The organism is Streptomyces spirodelae, from assembly GCF_017676385.1.
Lineage (GTDB): Bacteria > Actinomycetota > Actinomycetes > Streptomycetales > Streptomycetaceae > Streptomyces > Streptomyces spirodelae.
Genome location: NZ_JAFFZN010000001.1, coordinates 153,640 through 169,416, shown reverse-complemented (window position 1 = coordinate 169,416; position 15,777 = coordinate 153,640). Strand labels below are relative to the sequence as shown.

Below are 15,777 nucleotides of genomic sequence, written 5' to 3'. Positions count from 1 at the left end.
TGGTGCCGAAGTCGTGACACCGCGGGTGTTTGTGCGCTGCTATGCTTGTATCGTCCACTGCTGATGGGGGAACATCGGCGGGACCGAGAGCATTTCGGGGCGACGCAAAACGGGGGTAAGAGTGTGCGCATCCGTGTGTCACGTTGGCACGGGTATTTTGCCGCCGGCTGGGCCGTAATTTTCGCTGGTTTGCATTTCTTCTGGGCCCTCGGCGGGGAAGTGGGACTGGAGGTCTCCTCCGGTGAGCGACTCGCGAACGAACGGCCGGCCTGGTTCGTGGCCGGAGGGCTCTGGGGAGTGGGCTTCCTGTGTCTGATCGGCGCCGCGGTGGCGCTGGGGCTGCGGCGGCGCGGGGTCCGCGGGCGCCGATGGCGCCTGCTCCGGCTGCTGGGCCTGGCGATCTGCGCGCTGCTGCTCTTCCGGGGGGTTCTCATCGAGGCGCTGCTCGTCTTCGGTGTCCCGGCTGTCGGTGAGGTCAGCGCGGCGCAGAAGTTCTGGACGCTCGTGGTCTGGAACCCTTGGTTCATTCTCGGCGGAGTGCTGTTCGGCCTTGCGGCGAGAAGCTTCAGCAGGGGCATGGCGGCCCGCGTGGGAGCGGATGCCGTGACCACGTCATAAGTGGTTGAACGTACAAATAAACTTCAGGTAAGTGTTTGGCAATTTCGGGGGGTGATTGCCCGGATGGCGCCTGCCAATGCATCGGAATTTGTCCAGCAACTGCGAGAACTCCGACTGAGCGTTGGACAGCCTTCTATGCGGCGTCTGCAGCAGTTGGGAGGGAAAACCAGGGCGGCCAATGGCGATGAGGTCGACGCGCTGCCGCGGAGTACGGTCTCGACGATCCTGCGCGGCGACAAGCTGCCGCGGTCGGAATTCGTCTCGGCATTCGTCACGGCCTGCCTGGAGTACGGCGGGCAGCCGCCGGAAAAGGTGGCGGACCTGACCGAACACTGGCTCAGCTGCTGGCGGGCGCTCTACGCGGCGGGGGTGAGGGAAGGTGCCCAGGGGAGCGACGCCCGGGACGACCTGACCGGAGAGGGGCCGAAGGAGCGGAGCGTGCCCCGGCATCTCCCGCCCGACGTACGGCTCCTGGCCGACCGCGAAGGCGAACTCAGGGTCGCCGAGGAGAGGTTCCGGCGGCAGCCCGGAGGGAGCGTCTTCCTCGTGACGGGCCCGGTCGGCGTCGGTAAGTCCGCCTTCGCCGTCCGCTGGGCGCACCGCTTGGCCGGGGACTTTCCCGAAGGACAACTGTACGTCGATCTCCGGGGCCCGGCCGGGCCGTTGAACAGCGAGCAGGCCCTGGGCGTGCTGCTCGCCAGCCTCGGTGTACACGAGGAGGACCTCCCGGCTGATCCGTGGTGGCGGATGCAGCGGTACCGGTCGCTGATCGCCAGTCGCAGGATGCTCGTCGTCCTCGACAACGCCTGCGACGCCGAGCAGGTGCGCCCGCTGCTGGCGACCGGCGAGCACTGCCGGACCATCGTCACCAGCCGCAACCGGATGTCGGGGCTGGTGGCCAGGGAGGCCGCACAGCGCCTGGTCCTGGACGTGCTCAGCTCGCAGGCGGCGTGCTCGGTGCTCAGCGCCATCATCGACGAGGCGTACGTGGCCGACGCGCGTGCCGAGTTGGAGGAGCTGGCCGAACTGTGCGGACATCTGCCACTCGTGCTGCGGCTGGCCGCCGTGAAGTTCACCGACCGGCCAGGGCAGGGGTTCAAGACATTCGTCCGCACCATGCGCGACGGAAGCCGGCTGCTCGCCCTGGCGCTCGACGGTGACAGCGGCAACTCCATCAGAGCCGAACTGGAGTTCTCCTATCGCAGGCTCGGCCTCGACGCGAAGCGCTACTTCCGCAAGATCGGCCTCGTCGATCCCACCGGGTTCACGCTGGAGACCGGCGCCGCGGTCGCCGGGATACCCCTCGCCGAGGCCGACCGGCTGACCGAGCAGCTGGAGTCCGAGCACCTGGTGACGGAGATCGACGGGCACCGGTTCGCCATGCCCCGGGTGCTGCAGGTCTTCGCCCGGGGCATCGACGGCAGGCCCGACGAGCCTCGCACGCTAACGCTGGTGTGCAGCGGGTAGGTCACCGGCGGACGCCTCAGCGCCGCCGGTGACCCGGGCGGCCGGACGTGCCACGGCGATCAGCGATCCGACGGTGAGGATCACCTGATCGCCGACCCGGCTCTCGCCCGTCATGAACGCGTTGTCCTCCACAAGCCGTTCGACCGTGACGCGGTGCCGGATCACGTCGCCGGGGAACGCGGAACCGGTGAACGCGCAGTGCCGCAGCCGGCCGACCATCGGCAGGCGGTCCCCGGCGCCCTCCGGGCCCTGGCTGCTGAGCCAGAGCAGCGCCGCCGACTGCCCGAACGATTCCAGGATCATGGACCGGGGGTAGGCGTACCGCTCGGCCGGGAGGTCGTCGGCGATGTCCTGATAGCAGGGCTCGCTGCCGGTCACGGCCTTGGCGGTCTCGATGGTGTCGCCATGGGCGAAGTCCGTGACCCGGTCGACCAGCACCATCGGGTGCCGTACCGGGAGGAGTGCGAGAAGCTGCGCGTACCCGGGTCTCATGAGCTCCCTCCCCGTACGAGTTCGACGGTCATCTTCGCGACCTGGGCACCGTCGGCGCGGCGGCAGTCGAGCGCGGCCCGCAGCGCGCCCGGTCGGTCGGCCGAAACCCGGATCAGCAGCCGGAGTTCGTCGCCCTCCAGCATCGGGTTGAGCACGCGCGCTGAGTCGAGCGTCCCCAGTTCGAGCCAGTCGTCTCCAGGGCCGTCCGGTCGCCTGTCGGGTCCCTCCCGGGTGTCAGGCTCGTCCGGGCTGCCCGGACCGAGGTGCGCGGCGAGCGACGGTGCGCGATGGAGCTCGGCGCCGACCGCCTGCCGGATGCCGTCGAGCAGGAAGATCGCCGGATAGAGGGTGACCTGTGGGAAGTGCCCGGCGAGATAGGGATCGGTGGACCGCACCACCTTGTCCGCCTCGATCAGCAGCTCGTCCGCCTCGGCGCGGGCCGTGATCCGGTCGGCGCCCTCCAGCGGCCGGGCGTAGCTCCGATGTCCGCTCACAGGAACCACACACCGGCGTAGTCCCCCCAGCGGGCGGCGAGGTGAGCGGTGTCGATCCTGGTGACGCCGGGGAGCAGGGGGGCGTCGTCCAGGCCGAGGGCCGTGAGACCGGGCTCGTCGACGTACACCGCCGCTCCCTTGTCCACCAGCGCGCCGACAGAGCGGCGCGGGTCCGCGAGGGTGTTCACCGCCGTCGGCCCCACCTGGAGCGCGGGCGGCGGACCGGCACCGGCCAGCGCCGCGGTCACGCTCGACCCCCGCAGCACCACATCCATGCCGCCGAGCTGGTCGCCGAGCATCTCGACGCCGTAGAGCGCGTCGAAGAACTGTGCCTCCGCGCTGCCGCGGTAGCCGCGGTCGATGATGACCAGGTAGGCCACCTACGCACCTCCGATGTAGAGGGTCCTGCGGGCCGCGGCGATCGTGGCCGCCAGCCGGGCGTCGGAGCGCAGCCGGACTTCGGGGATGTGGTCGTGGGCGCCCCGCTCCGCGCTGCACGCCGTGCAGACGATCCAGCTGAACCGGCCCTTGTACGCGGTCAGCAGGCCCCGGATCAGCGCCCCTGCCGTCGGTGCAGGAGTCGCCGGGTCGCGCAGGTCGGCGGGTTTGGTCTCGCCCAGCGAGGACTGGGTCAGCATGGTGTTGTAGCCGCACGCCCACACCCTGAGGGTCTGCTCCCGCTCCAGTACGGCCTGGGTCAGCCGGAGCACGGTGGTCAGGGCGTCGGTCGTGTGCGGCGGTGCGGTGAGGACGATCAGCACGTCCCAGCTGCGGCGTTCGACGGTCGCGGCCATGGTCAGTGCCACACCACCCGGGTGCCGGGCTCCAGCAGCCAGTCCGCGACCTCGCCCATGCCGGTGGTCCGCACCCCCGGCGTCAGCGGTGCGGCGTGCAGCGCACGGTGGGCGAGGGTGAACTCGTCGGCCCACGCCTGCCCGCCGGCGCCGAGGAACCGCGGCAGCCCCGCGCTCGCCCCGCGGATCCCCAGCGCGACACCGTCCCCGGCCAGGAACAGGCGCACCCGTTCACCGGCACCCGCGAGCGTTGCGGCGTCGGCCAGGAATCGCTCCGCGGTGCCACCGGACTGGGTCTCCACGAGCAGATACCGCTCGGCCGGGTGGTCCTGGGTCATGCCGCGGGCTTCCGGAGCTTCCCCAGCAGCAGCGCGGAGATGTCGGACATGGTCCGCACTTGTCCGATCTCATGCGACTCGATCTTGACCCGGTAGTGCCGTTCCAGGGTGACGGCCAGCTCCATGGCCAGGAGAGAGTCGACGCCGAGGTCGCGGACGAAGTCGATCTCCGGGGTGATCGACGCTCCGTCGACCTCCAGCACATCGGCGATCATCTCGCGCAGCTCTTCGGTGTCGAGGGCGGCTTCGGCAGCAGTCATGGGAATCCCTTCCGTTGTTCGTCTCGCGGCGACGGTTGCGTGGCGGTGCGGTCGCGGCGTCAGCCGCAGCCGCCCGCGTGGCCGGCGTCCCCGCCGGCGGGAATCGGCTCGGGCAGCAGGCCCGCTTCATCGAGCCAGGTCAGCTCGGCGTCCGGGCCCGCCTCCTGCCCCCGGACCTTCGCGACGTAGGCGCGCAGCCGGTCGGCGCCGAAGAACTTGTCGTGCCCGTGGATGAAGAACGGGACGCCGAACAGACCGTCCTTGTACGAGCGGGTCAGCACCTCGGCACCCCGGCGCCGCAGCTGGGGATCGTCCGAGGCATCGGCGACCAGGGCCGGGTCCAGGCCGAGTTCGGCGGCCAGCTCGGCGATGACGGCCCGGTCGGTGATGTCCCGGTTCTGCTGCCAGCGGGCGCGATAGGCCAGCGCCACGTACTCCCGGCCCAGACCGGCGTCCTCGGCCACCAGATAGCCGAGGTGGGCGACCTCCCAGTTGGGGTCGCGGTCCACCGGCCAGGTGACGGTCAGCCCGCGGGCCTCGGCCAGGCGGCGGGCGTCCTGGAGGATGTAGAAGTTCTTCGCGCGGGACATCTCCACAATGGGCAGCTGGACACCGTCCTTGTCCAGCAGCGCCTGGGTCTCCTCGTCCGGTTCCCAGAACGGGACCCACTCGACGGCGTCCGCCACGTCGGGGTACCGGTCCATCAGGTCGTGGTAGGCGAACCAGGAGTACGGGCTGCGCAGGGAGAAGTACCAGCGGGGCGGCTTCCGGGCCATGTCGGGTGACTTCCTTTCCGGCGGGAACGCTCGGGCTTTTCCGGTGGGGCGTGCTCAGAGCGAGATGCCGCCGTCGATCTCCAGCACCGTCCCGGTGATGAAGGCCGCGCGGGGGGAGACCAGGAACGACACCAGGTCCGCCACCTCCTCGGCTCGGCCCATCCGGCGCAGCGCCGACCGCTCGACGGCCTCCTTCGCGACTGCTTCGGGCAGGCCGGCGGTCATGTCGGTCTCGATGAACCCGGGGGCGACCACGTTCGCGCGGATGCCGTACGGCCCTGCCTCCTTGGCCAGCGACCGGGTGAACCCGATGATCCCGGCCTTGGCGGCCGCGTAGTTGGTCTGCCGGGCGTGGCCCTGCACGCCGGCGACCGAGGACAGGTTGACGATCACCCCGGAGCGGCTCTTCATCATTTCGAAGATCGCGGAACGGCAGACGTTGTACATGCCGTCGAGGTTGATGTCGAGGACGGTACGCCAGTCCTCGTCCGCCATCAGCGCCAGCGCGCCGTCCCGGGTGACACCCGCGGAGGTCACCACGGCGTCGATCGTGCCCAGCTCCTCCTCCGTGCCGTGCACCCAGGCGCGTACGGCGTCGGCGTCGGCCACATCGACCCGGGTGGCGATCGCGCGCCTGCCCAGTTCGGTGACCTCCTTCTCCAGCTGCAGGGCGGGCTCCTCGCTGCTGACGTAGCAGAACGCGACGTCGTAACCGTCCTCGGCCAGGCGGCGCACGACCGCCCGGCCGATGCCGCGGGAGCCGCCGCTCACCAGCGCGATCGGTGACGTGTTGTCAGGCATGGGTACTCCTGGTTACTTCGGTTGCTTCGCGATACGAGCCGGCTGTCCTGCGATACGGAAGAGGGCGCAGCCGTGGACGTTGTCGCGGTCGGCCGCGAGCACCGCCGCGACGCGTCCGGGCGCCGCCGGGTCCTGTTCGGCCGCCGCCAGCACGGACGCGATCTGGAACGGCGCCGCGGCGGCGCCCGCGTCCCCCCATGCCTCCTCGCCCGGCAGCCTCAACGGAGAGCGCCCGTCGATGTGGACCTCGCCCTGTCCGACAGCGGGGGAGAGGGCCCACAGGTCGGCCGCCTCGACCCCGGCCCGGGACAGGGCGCGGGAGAGGCAGTCCGACAGCGCGGCGTCCCGCTCACCGTCGCGGAACACCCCGAGGGTGACTCCGAGAACCTCGGCGAGCACCGGCCCGTCCGGGGGCGCTGCGGGTTCCAGCAGCAGCAGCGAGCAGCCCTCACCGAGCGCGGTGGGCCGCTCCGGGTGGTCGGCCTGGTGCTCCAGCCAGCCGCGGTCGTGGGTGAGTTCCTCCACACCGCCGCAGAGCACCGAGCGCGCGTGGCCGAAGGAGAGCAGCCGGAGGGCGTAGCGCAGCGCGAACAGCCCGGCTGCCCTGCCGCCCGCGACGGTGGTGTTGGGGCCCTTGAGGTTGTGCCGGATGGCGCACTGCGCCGCGGAGCTGTTCATGATGGCGTTGGGGATCCGCGGCGTGTCGATGTGGAACGGCATCGCCCGGGTGTGCGTGTCCCGGGTGATGTCCATCATGCTGGTGCTGCTGCCGGCGGTGGTGCCGAGCACGAGCGCCGCCCGCTCACCGGCCGCGACGTCGCGGTGCCGGCTGTCGGCGCCGAGCAGTTCGTCGGCCGCCGCAGCGGTCAGGGCCGAGACCCGGTCCATCGACCGGGTGCCCTTGCGCCCCAGCACCTCGGCGGTGACGAAGCCCGGCACCGGCGCTACCCGCTGCCGCGGGACCGGCCACTCCTCGGACCGTGTCACAGCGGAGGCGCCCGCCGCGACGCCGTCCGCGAAGGTCTTCCGGCCGAGGCCGAACGGCGAGACAGCCGACCAGGCGGTGATGACGGGCGCCGTCACGACTCCTCACCTGGCAGGCCCTTGAGGGCGCGGTCGATCCTGTCGTCCCAGGAGACGACCCGCGCCTGGTTGCCGTTCTCCACGACGCCGTAGCCGTGCGTGATCACACCCGTCGCCATCCGGACCAGCCGGCCCTCCCGCACCACGTAGCAGTCCATGCGCGCGGTGTAGAGCAGGGTCTTGAAGATGCTCTCGACCGTGTAGACGGTGTAGAGATCCTCCTCCAGCAGTGCCTCGCCGAGGATCTCGATCCGTGAGTGGGTGACAGCCGGAATCCAGTTGCGCTCGGCGAGCTGCGCTCCGATGGAGATGCCGCGCGCGTCGACGAAGCGGTGCTTGGCCTCCTCCATCTGCCGCAGATACGCCGACATGTGCATCCGGTCGAAGAAGTGCACATACGGATAGGGGACGCGGAGCTTCCAGCCGTAGCCGTTGCGGCCGGCCAGGAGCTGGTCGAGCACCGGGTCCTGGTCGGTCGAGCCGCCGGACGGCAGCTGTGCGCCCGTCCCGGCGACTGCCTCCCCGGGTTCCGGGGTGCCGAGCGAGGCCACGGTGAAGCGGTCGAGCACGGCGGGGGCTGGCACCCGGCCCGGCAGCCGCCGGTCGTCCTCGTCCCGGCGCAGCACGGCCGCCGCCGAGGCGGTGACGATCTTCTTCGGCTCGCCGTCGCGGAGCACGGTGATCGTCACCTTGAACCGGAACGCGGTGCCGTCGCCGCCCGTCACCGGCCTGACCTCGAGCACGGCCTCGTCGTCGACGAACACCCCGCCGCGCAGCCGGGCCTCCAGCTCGACCAGGTCGAAGCCCAGGCCGTACTGCTCGTAGAGCGCGCCGACCGGCAGCCCCTGGCGCCGGAAGTGCTCGATCACGGCCTTCTCGACGAGGTAGTTGACGTGCTTGAAGCCGATGTACGTGCCGATGTTGGCGCCCTCGTACCCGGGCGTGAGGGTGACCGTGGTGGTCTCCGTGACCACGTTCTTGACCGCGGTGTCGATGTCAGCCATCAGATTCGCTCCACTAGCGTTGAACAGGGCCGCTCCCCGACCGCCTCGGGGGCGGCGGGGACTCGGCGCAGGAAATCGTCGAGCGCGTCGGCGAACCGCTCGGGCTGCTCGGCCATCGGGAAGTGCCCGGTCTCCTCAAATGTGCGCAGCTTTGCCGCGGGCATCCGGGCAACCAGGTCCCGTGCCTCCCCGGTCACCGCGATGCGGTCCTCGGTACCGGAGACGACCAGCGCAGGCGTACGTACCTCACCGGTACGCAGCCACGGGGTGCGCAGGTACAGCTCGAAGAAGCGGGACCAGCCGTAGGGGCCGATGGTCTCGCACAGCCGCTCGGCCAGGGCGCGGTGCAGCTCCGGCTTCGACCGCGGCCCGGCCGCCACCCTGATGCCCTCCTCCAGGGTGCGGACGAACTGTTCCGGCAGGCCCGTCATGGTGCCCCAGTCGAAGTCCTCGGGCCGTGGCCGGAAGAAGGGGGACACCAGCACCATCCCCGGGAGCCGGGGCCCGGGGGACCCGGCGGTCCCGGTGGGCGCTGACGTGCCGCAGACCAGGTCGAGCAGGAGCAAGGCGGAGAAGGAGTGCGCCACCACGACGTCGGCCGGGCCCACGGTCCCGGCCAGCTCGTCCAGCGTCTCGGCGAGCCACGAGGCGGGGTCGAGGCGGTGCGCCCACTGGGGCGGCCCGGTGCCGCGCCAGGGCAGTTCGGCCGTATGGATCTCGGCCCGGCGCAGCTGAGCGCGCTGCGGGACCAGGGTGCACAGCCGGTCCCAGACGCTGCTGCTGTCCGCCATGCCGTGCAGCAGCAGCACCCGGGGCCCGGCGCCGTCACCGACCGTGCGCTGCCGGAACAGCACGGGCCCGACGCCGTGGGGCGCGGACGGCGGATTCACGCGCGGCTCACCTCGTCCCCGGTCACCGCGGCGTCCGGCACGGTGACACCGTCCCGCGGGGTGGCACCGTCCGGCGAGGTGAGCACGAGCCCGGCGACGGCGTCGTCGGCGTCCGTGCCCGCCACCGCGTGCACCGGACCCTCACCGCCGTCGGCGAAGTGGCCCGCCGCGGCCGCGCACTGGAGGACCCCCAGCGCGCCGGAGGCCGGGCCCCAGCGGTCCTCGAGACGGTGCCGGAGCACGCCGGGGAGCACTTCAGCGGATGCCTGGTGCGGCGCGAACCAGGCGCGGGGTGCGCCGCCGAGCGCGGACACGCAGTCGGCCAGCCCGCCGGTGCGGACGTACCCGCCGAGACCGGCGAGCACCGGAGCGCCCCGCTCGCCCGCCGTCCCGGGGGACTCCAGCACCAGCGCCGCGGCACCGTCGAACGGATACTCGTGCCCCGTGAGGCGGCCGACGATGTCGTTGGCCGGCTCGGCACCGACCACCAGGACGTGCCGGGCACGGTCGCCCGACAGCAGCACCATCGCCCAGTGCACCGCGTCGAGACCGGAGGTCGGGCCGTTGCACATCATCAGGTTCGGGCCACGCAGCCCGAACCTGATCGCGACCTCGGAAGCGGTGACATTGCTCGACAGCCGGGGCGCGTAGACCGGGCTGAGGAGCCGGGTGCCGCCGTCGGACCCGATGGTGGTGGCGACCTCGCACACCGAGTCCAGATTGCCGAAGTTCGAGCTGACGACGACCGCGACCGACTCGGCGGGCACCAGCAGTTCGGCGTCCACGACCGGGGCGCCGCCGCCGGTGGCGGTCAGCCGCGCGTCACCGGTCAGCAGCCCGGCCGCGTTCAGTGCGTCCCGCCCAGCGCAGAGCGCGAGCCGGGTCGCCTGGTCCAGATAGCGCAGCCCCTTCTTGCCGATCCGGGCCGCCGGGTCGAAAGGCGCGGCGCCCTCGGCGGAACGCGTGGTGAGATCCGTGGCGGACGGCGCGCCGGGCACGGCCAGGCCCACGCCGGTGGCGACCGCGCTCATCGCCGGCCGGCCACGAGTGCGACCGCGTTGACGCCGCCGAAGCCGAAGGCGTTGACCTGTGCCAGGGCCAGGTCCGCCGGTACGGCCGCCTCCCGGACGATCCGGAACTCCTCGGCCTCCTCGATCGGTTCGTCCAGGCCGAGCGTCGGCGGGACCAGCCCGTCCGCCATGGCGCGCAGCGCGACGATCAGACTGTGCAGTCCGGAGGCTCCGGAGGTGTGGCCGGTCATCGACTTCATCGCCGTCATCAGTGTCTTCTCCGGGGCGGCGCCGAACACGGCGCGGATGGCCCGGGCTTCGGCGTCGTCGTTGGCGTGGGTCCCGGTGCCGTGCAGCATCACCAGACCGATGTCCTGTGGCGTGGCGCCCGCCCGGCGGTGCGCTTCGCGGATCGCGGCGGCGATGCTCCCGGCGTCGGGCGCTGTGGTGTGGTGGGCGTCGCAGTTGACGGCGACGCCGCGCACCCGGCCGAGGGCCGGGCGGTCCGGGTCGTCGGTGCGGCGCAGCACCAGGGCCGAGGCGCCTTCGCCGAGGATCGTGCCCATCCGGTTGCGGTCGAAGGGGCGCACGGTGTCCGGCGCCACCGACTGCAGCCGGTCGGCGATCCCCACCATGCTCTCGGTGACGGCGTCGACCCCGGCCACGACCACGGTCTCGGCACCGGCGGCCAGCAGATCGGTGCCCATCGACAGCGCGTAGAGCGACGCCGAGCAGGCATTGGAGAGGGTGTGGGTCATCGTCGCGCCGAAGCGCTCGCGCAGCGCGGTGCCGAAGTGCAGCCGCCCGGCCGAGTACGGTGCATCGCCCCGGGCCCACAGCTCGACGGAGCGCAGCTCCCGCAGCCCGGTGCCGACCAGAACCGGGATGTCTCCCAGCCGCTCGTCCAGCCCGGCCTCGCCGAGCGCCTGCGCGATCGCCGCCAGGAGGAAGCCCGTTGCCCGGCCCGGTACGTCACCGGCGCCGCCGCGGTCGTCGATCTCGTAGAGCCGGTCGCCGGTGTAGTACGCGCGCTCGAAGCCCCGCATCGGATGCAGCCCGGAGGTGCCCGCGCACAGGGAATCGAAGATCTCGTCGGGGGACCGGCCGATGGCGGCCACGGCGCCGGTTCCGGCGATCGGCCAGCCTGTGTGCTCGCTCAACGGGACTCCTCGTACCGGCCCAGCACCGCGACCGCGTTGTTGCCCCCGAAGCCGAGACCGTTGTTCTGCACTATCCGCAGATCCGCCTCGACGGCGTGGTTGGGCACGCAGTCGATCCGGCACTCCGGGTCGGTGCGGTTGTGGTTGATGGTCGGCGGGATGAACCGGTGTGTGATCGCCAGCGCGCAGGCGATCGCGGCCAGCGCGCTCGCCGCGCCCATGGTGTGCCCGAGCATCGACTTGACCGACACGGTGCGCGGCGGCGCGTCGCCGTAGATCTCCCGGATCGCCCGGGACTCGGTGACGTCGTTGGCCTGGGTGCCGGTGCCGTGCGCCGAGATGAGGTCGACCTCGTGCGGCTTCACGCCCGCGTTCTCCAGCGCCAGCTCCATCACGCGGGCCACGCTGGAGCGGTCCGGCGCGACCTGGTGATAGGCGTCGCAGTTGAGGCCGTAGCCGAGCACCTCGGCGTAGATCCGGGCTCCCCGGGCGAGCGCCGACTCCAGTTCCTCCAGCACCAGGACGCCGGCGCCCTCGCCGGTGAGGATGCCCTGGCGGTCGGCGTCGAACGGGCGGCAGACGTCGGGCGCTATGGTGCCCAGCCGGTAGAACCCGGCGAAAGTCTTGCGGCACATCGCGTCCGCGCCCCCGCACAGGGCGAAGTCGGCGTCCCCGGATCGGACCGCGTCATAGCCGTAGCCGATGGCGTAGTTGCCCGCGGCGCAAGCCGTCGGGATGGTCACCGCCTCCACGTCCGTGAGGCCGAGCTCCAGCGCCACGGCCGACGACAGCCGGGCGGCCCGGAGCCGGCCCGCCACCCGGGCGTCCATGGCTTCGGGGCCGTGTGCCAACTCGGTCTCCACCAGCTCGTCGAGGTCGCGCGACTCGCCGTCGGTGGTGCCGATGGAGATCACGCCGGGCCGCTTGCGCAGCGCCCCGAGGTCGAGACCGGCGTCAGCGACGGCCATCCGCGCCGCCGACACCGAGAACCGGCTCGCCGGCCCCAGGGAGTCGACGGGAAGGTTCTCGATCCAGGTCTCCGCGTCGAACTCGCCGAGCTCGCAGCCGGTGGAGCGCTCGAAACCGGCGGTGTCGAACACCGTGATCGGCCCCGCACCGCTGCGCCCGGACCGCAGGCCGTCGGTGAACTCCCCGACACCGGTCCCGATGCTCGACAGCACTCCGAGCCCGGTCAGGACCACCCGCCTGTCAGGTGACGCCATCAGCTCCTCATTCCTGTGCGGGGGACATTCCTGCCCGGAGGATTACTGCTTCGCCCAGCCCGCTGTTTCGGCGAGCACGTCGTAGACGCCCTGGAGATTCGTCATCCGGACGAGTTCGGTCTGGTCGATGACCACACCGAACTCGCGCTCCAGTGAGCTGAGGATCTCGATGGCGCGCAGCGAGTCGGCACCGTACTCCTCGTTGAACAGGCCCTCGGTCGTGACCTCTTCCTCTTCGAGCTCAAGAATGTCGCAGACGATTTCTTTGATCTTGGCGAAATTCTCGTCGGTGGTCATTGTCACGTTCGTGACCTCTTTCTCCGGCACGCGGGTTTCCCGCCATGCGAGTCGAGCATCGGTTCAGTAGTCAGATCTCATGCGTGCGGTTGCTGTCCCGCAAGGTCGTGGACGGCACGGGACGGAACGAGACAGCCGTTCCCCGTATCCCGCCCTCGGGGGCCTGGGCTAGCGTGCACAACTGGTTATGAGGGGGACTTGTGCCGCAGCTGAGAGGGAACGGGGGAAACAAGAAGCGATGACGGGTGAATACGAGCGGCGGAAGGCCGACCGTCAGCAATTGGCAAGGGAATGGCAGCCCGGTGAACCGTTGCCCACGATTGCGTATACGGAGGAGGAGGACGCACTCTGGGAGACGGTTACCGCCAAACTGAGTTCTCTGCACCACGAAGTGGCGTGCGCGAACTACCGGCGGGCCGCCGATGCAGTCGTCCTGAACCGGCAGCGGGTTCCGCAACTGGCCGAGGTCTCCCCGGTGCTGACCGAACTGACCGGATTCCATCTGCGGCCCGCCGAGGGCACCGTCCCCGCGAAGCGATTCCTCGGCACCTTCGCCGACAGCGGGTTCTACGCCACGCAGTACCTGCGCCCGGCAGCATCGCCCTACCACTCACCCGAACCGGACGTCCTGCACGAACTCGTCGGCCACGCCGTGATGCTGGGCGACCCCGTCTTCGCCGACCTGTACCGGGCCTTCGGCCGGGCAGCGCGACGGATCTCCACCCCGGACGCCATGCGGGAACTGGTCCACGTCTTCTGGTTCGCCATGGAGACCGGCGTCGTCTACGAGAACGGCCGCCCCCGCGTGTGCGGCGCCGCCCTGCTGTCCTCGGTCGCGGAGATGGAATCCCTCGACAAGGTGCAGTTGCGGGCCTTCGACACCGCCGACATCGTGGCGCAGGACTTCGACGACTCCGACTGCATGCCCGTGCTTTTCGCCGCCGAGTCGGTCGACCATCTGGTCACCGAGGTGCGGCGGTTCCTGACCCGGCTGTGACGGTTCCCGGCCGGCCGACATCACACTGAGAGCGACGAGACGACATGAGAATTCAGGTCAGCATCACCGAGGAACTCCAGGACTACATCGCGGGCGTCTCCCTGTCCGAACCTGCGCCGCTGCGCGAGGTACGTGAGGAGACCTCGCGGCTCGACGAGCGCAATATGCAGGTCTCGCCCGAGCAGGGCCAGTTCCTGTCCGTACTGCTGCGCGCCATCGGCGCGAAGCGGACCCTGGAGGTCGGGGTCTTCACCGGCTACAGCCTGCTCCGCACGGCACTGGCCCTGCCGGCGGACGGCCGCGTCACCGCCCTGGACATCAGCGAGGAGTGGGCGAAGACCGCACTCGGCCACTGCGAGCGTGCGGGAGTCGCGGACAAGGTGGACCTCCGTGTCGGCGACGCCCGGGACAGCCTGGCAGCGCTCGTCGAGGAGGAGGGCGCAGCCGGTGGCTACGACTTCATGTTCCTGGACGCGGACAAGGAAGGCTACGAGACCTACTACGAGTACGGCATCACCCTGCTGCGCCCTGGCGGCCTGCTGGCCGCGGACAACGTGCTGTGGTCCGGGCGGGTCATCGACGAGTCGGTGCAGGACGAGGAGACGCGGGCGCTGCGCGCGTTCAACACGAAGCTGCGCGACGACGACCGGGTCGACCTGTGCATGTTGCCCTTTGCCGACGGGCTGACGCTCGCCGTCAAGCGCTGACCGGTTCCGCGGCGCCGCGCGGTTCCCCGCGCCCCCGAAGGGGTACGGGGAACTGCGCGAGCAGCCACGACACAGCGGCGGTCTGCGGCCCACCGGCAGGGGCAGGGGCGGGCAGCCAGCCCCTGCCAGGCGTCACCAGGAGGAGTACGCACGTACGGCTGCGGAACCCTGAGCGAACTCGTCGCCTCGCGCCCGGCGCCCCCGACGCCCGATGCCCGATGCCCGAGGCCCGACGCCCGGCACCTGGCGGCAGGAGACGGCCTCACATCGAGGTCCTCGCGATGCCCCGCGCGTAGTGCTCCTTGAACACCTCCAGGTGCGCCCACGTGGTCAGGCCGCGTACTGCGTCGAGCGCCTTGAGCTGTTCCGTGATGCGGTGCAGGCGCGTTGTCGACCGGGCGCCGAGGGTGACGACCAGGTCGTAGCGGCCCACCGTACGGGCGACGAACTCCACCCCGGGCAGCGCCGCGAGGAATCCCGTGACGCGCTCGTCGTCCCCGCCGAGGTTCAGCCCCGCGCCGAGCGCCGGCCTGCCGCTGCCCGAGCCGCGCCGCACCACGGCCGCGACGTGCAGGGCACGGTTGGTGAGGAGCCGGCTGACCCGGGCCCGGGCGGCGCTCGGCGACATACCGACGCGGCGGGCCAGCTCGACGAACGACATGCGGCCGTCGCGCTCCAGCAGCTCGATGAGCCGCCGGTCGGTGTCGTTGACGTGCACGTCCCCGCGGAGCGGTCCCTGCGGCATGAAGACCGACGTGACGATGTCGGTGTACAGGAGTGTGTTGACCGCCCGCACCCGGGGCTGTGCACGGAGGTGGGCGAGGGCCTCGTACAGCTCGCGGTCGCTGGAGACCCGCAGCTCCGCGACGAGGTCGTATGCGCCGCTGACCGCGGAGACGAAGACTGACGCGTCCGTCGCGCACAGCGCGTCCACCACGTCGTCGGCCGGCCCCGACACGGCGACGGAGACGTGGGCGAGCGAGGTGAGTCCCAGGAGCTGGGGATGCGCCACGGCCGCGATCTCCACGGTGCCCGAGTCGAGCAGCGCCTGCACCCGCGCCGAGACCGCCGTCCTCGGCGCACCCACCCGGGCGGCCAGCTCGCTGTAGCTGGCCCTGCCGTCCTGCTGGAGTGCGGCGATGAGTTTTGCGTCCAGATCGTCGCTCATGCGTGCCCGAGACCCAATCTTTACAGAGTGATTCCGTGCTTCCAGTGATGCAATTCTACGGTGATCAAGGACTCTGTGAGCTGATCAGCCGCAGATCGGAGTCATCAGACGACAGAAACGCGGATACACCGGCGCTATGCAGCGTCCATGGCGTTGTCGCGAAGGGTGGGCCGTCCTACGGTGCCGGTCACCAGCACA

Annotated in this window: 20 protein-coding genes; 4 read left to right on the top strand and 16 right to left on the bottom strand. The window is 71.0% G+C overall.

The features are described from left to right. Positions 1–63: 63 nt before the first annotated feature. On the top strand, positions 64–618 hold the full coding sequence (locus JW592_RS00730) for a DUF3995 domain-containing protein (RefSeq protein WP_267877949.1): 555 nt from the start codon (positions 64–66) through the stop codon (positions 616–618). Positions 619–753: 135 nt separating this feature from the next. After that, positions 754–2,085, top strand: a complete 1,332-nt coding sequence (locus JW592_RS00725) for an NB-ARC domain-containing protein (protein ID WP_209262834.1) — start codon at positions 754–756, stop codon at positions 2,083–2,085. Here the strand turns inward: JW592_RS00725 and JW592_RS00720 are convergent. Genes JW592_RS00720 through JW592_RS00650 form a run of 15 tightly spaced genes read right to left on the bottom strand, consistent with a single transcriptional unit; the run spans position 2,062 to position 12,707 of the window. Next, entirely contained in the window at positions 2,062–2,577 is a 516-nt protein-coding gene (locus JW592_RS00720) for a 3-hydroxyacyl-ACP dehydratase FabZ family protein (RefSeq protein WP_209262833.1), read from the bottom strand. The genes JW592_RS00725 and JW592_RS00720 overlap by 24 nt on opposite strands. After that, positions 2,574–3,071: a hypothetical protein gene (locus JW592_RS00715; protein ID WP_209262832.1), complete on the bottom strand. Its 498-nt coding sequence runs from the start codon at positions 3,069–3,071 to the stop codon at positions 2,574–2,576. The genes JW592_RS00720 and JW592_RS00715 overlap by 4 nt, the downstream gene beginning before the upstream one ends. Then, positions 3,068–3,451 carry a hypothetical protein gene (locus JW592_RS00710; protein WP_209262831.1) on the bottom strand — a complete coding sequence of 128 codons (384 nt, stop codon included), beginning with the start codon at positions 3,449–3,451 and terminating at the stop codon, positions 3,068–3,070. Before JW592_RS00710 ends, JW592_RS00715 begins: the two co-directional genes overlap by 4 nt. After that, positions 3,452–3,877 (bottom strand): hypothetical protein, encoded by a 426-nt coding sequence (locus tag JW592_RS00705; RefSeq protein ID WP_209262830.1) that lies wholly within the window; start codon positions 3,875–3,877, stop codon positions 3,452–3,454. Then, on the bottom strand, positions 3,868–4,203 hold the full coding sequence (locus tag JW592_RS00700) for a hypothetical protein (protein ID WP_209262829.1): 336 nt from the start codon (positions 4,201–4,203) through the stop codon (positions 3,868–3,870). The genes JW592_RS00705 and JW592_RS00700 overlap by 10 nt, the downstream gene beginning before the upstream one ends. After that, entirely contained in the window at positions 4,200–4,463 is a 264-nt protein-coding gene (locus JW592_RS00695; protein WP_209262828.1) for an acyl carrier protein, read from the bottom strand. The genes JW592_RS00700 and JW592_RS00695 overlap by 4 nt, the downstream gene beginning before the upstream one ends. A gap of 59 nt (positions 4,464–4,522) precedes the next feature. Beyond that, positions 4,523–5,239: a 2-hydroxychromene-2-carboxylate isomerase gene (locus JW592_RS00690; RefSeq protein WP_209262827.1), complete on the bottom strand. Its 717-nt coding sequence runs from the start codon at positions 5,237–5,239 to the stop codon at positions 4,523–4,525. Positions 5,240–5,293: 54 nt separating this feature from the next. Next, the gene (fabG, locus tag JW592_RS00685; protein ID WP_209262826.1) at positions 5,294–6,040 is read right to left on the bottom strand and encodes a 3-oxoacyl-ACP reductase FabG; all 747 of its coding nucleotides are present in this window, start codon (positions 6,038–6,040) and stop codon (positions 5,294–5,296) included. A 12-nt stretch (positions 6,041–6,052) separates the two neighbouring features. Next, the gene (locus JW592_RS00680) at positions 6,053–7,123 is read right to left on the bottom strand and encodes a beta-ketoacyl synthase N-terminal-like domain-containing protein (RefSeq protein WP_209262825.1); all 1,071 of its coding nucleotides are present in this window, start codon (positions 7,121–7,123) and stop codon (positions 6,053–6,055) included. Then, positions 7,120–8,127, bottom strand: a complete 1,008-nt coding sequence (locus JW592_RS00675; RefSeq protein WP_209262824.1) for an acyl-CoA thioesterase family protein — start codon at positions 8,125–8,127, stop codon at positions 7,120–7,122. Before JW592_RS00675 ends, JW592_RS00680 begins: the two co-directional genes overlap by 4 nt. After that, positions 8,127–9,017 (bottom strand): alpha/beta fold hydrolase, encoded by an 891-nt coding sequence (locus JW592_RS00670; protein WP_209262823.1) that lies wholly within the window; start codon positions 9,015–9,017, stop codon positions 8,127–8,129. Before JW592_RS00670 ends, JW592_RS00675 begins: the two co-directional genes overlap by 1 nt. Further along, positions 9,014–10,048, bottom strand: a complete 1,035-nt coding sequence (locus JW592_RS00665; protein WP_209262822.1) for a beta-ketoacyl synthase N-terminal-like domain-containing protein — start codon at positions 10,046–10,048, stop codon at positions 9,014–9,016. Before JW592_RS00665 ends, JW592_RS00670 begins: the two co-directional genes overlap by 4 nt. Continuing rightward, on the bottom strand, positions 10,045–11,187 hold the full coding sequence (locus JW592_RS00660; RefSeq protein WP_209262821.1) for a beta-ketoacyl-[acyl-carrier-protein] synthase family protein: 1,143 nt from the start codon (positions 11,185–11,187) through the stop codon (positions 10,045–10,047). The genes JW592_RS00665 and JW592_RS00660 overlap by 4 nt, the downstream gene beginning before the upstream one ends. Next, positions 11,184–12,410, bottom strand: a complete 1,227-nt coding sequence (locus JW592_RS00655) for a beta-ketoacyl-[acyl-carrier-protein] synthase family protein (RefSeq protein ID WP_209262820.1) — start codon at positions 12,408–12,410, stop codon at positions 11,184–11,186. Before JW592_RS00655 ends, JW592_RS00660 begins: the two co-directional genes overlap by 4 nt. Positions 12,411–12,452: 42 nt before the next feature. Then, entirely contained in the window at positions 12,453–12,707 is a 255-nt protein-coding gene (locus JW592_RS00650) for an acyl carrier protein (RefSeq protein ID WP_209263118.1), read from the bottom strand. Positions 12,708–12,894: 187 nt separating this feature from the next. Here JW592_RS00650 and JW592_RS00645 point away from each other — a divergent pair, with 187 nt between their 5' ends. Beyond that, the gene (locus JW592_RS00645) at positions 12,895–13,704 is read left to right on the top strand and encodes a phenylalanine 4-monooxygenase (protein ID WP_307805244.1); all 810 of its coding nucleotides are present in this window, start codon (positions 12,895–12,897) and stop codon (positions 13,702–13,704) included. 44 nt (positions 13,705–13,748) lie between these two features. Further along, positions 13,749–14,411, top strand: a complete 663-nt coding sequence (locus JW592_RS00640; RefSeq protein WP_209262818.1) for an O-methyltransferase — start codon at positions 13,749–13,751, stop codon at positions 14,409–14,411. 262 nt (positions 14,412–14,673) lie between these two features. Here the strand turns inward: JW592_RS00640 and JW592_RS00635 are convergent, their stop codons facing one another. Beyond that, positions 14,674–15,579 (bottom strand): Lrp/AsnC family transcriptional regulator, encoded by a 906-nt coding sequence (locus JW592_RS00635; RefSeq protein ID WP_209262817.1) that lies wholly within the window; start codon positions 15,577–15,579, stop codon positions 14,674–14,676. Between the last annotated feature and the right edge of the window lie 198 nt (positions 15,580–15,777).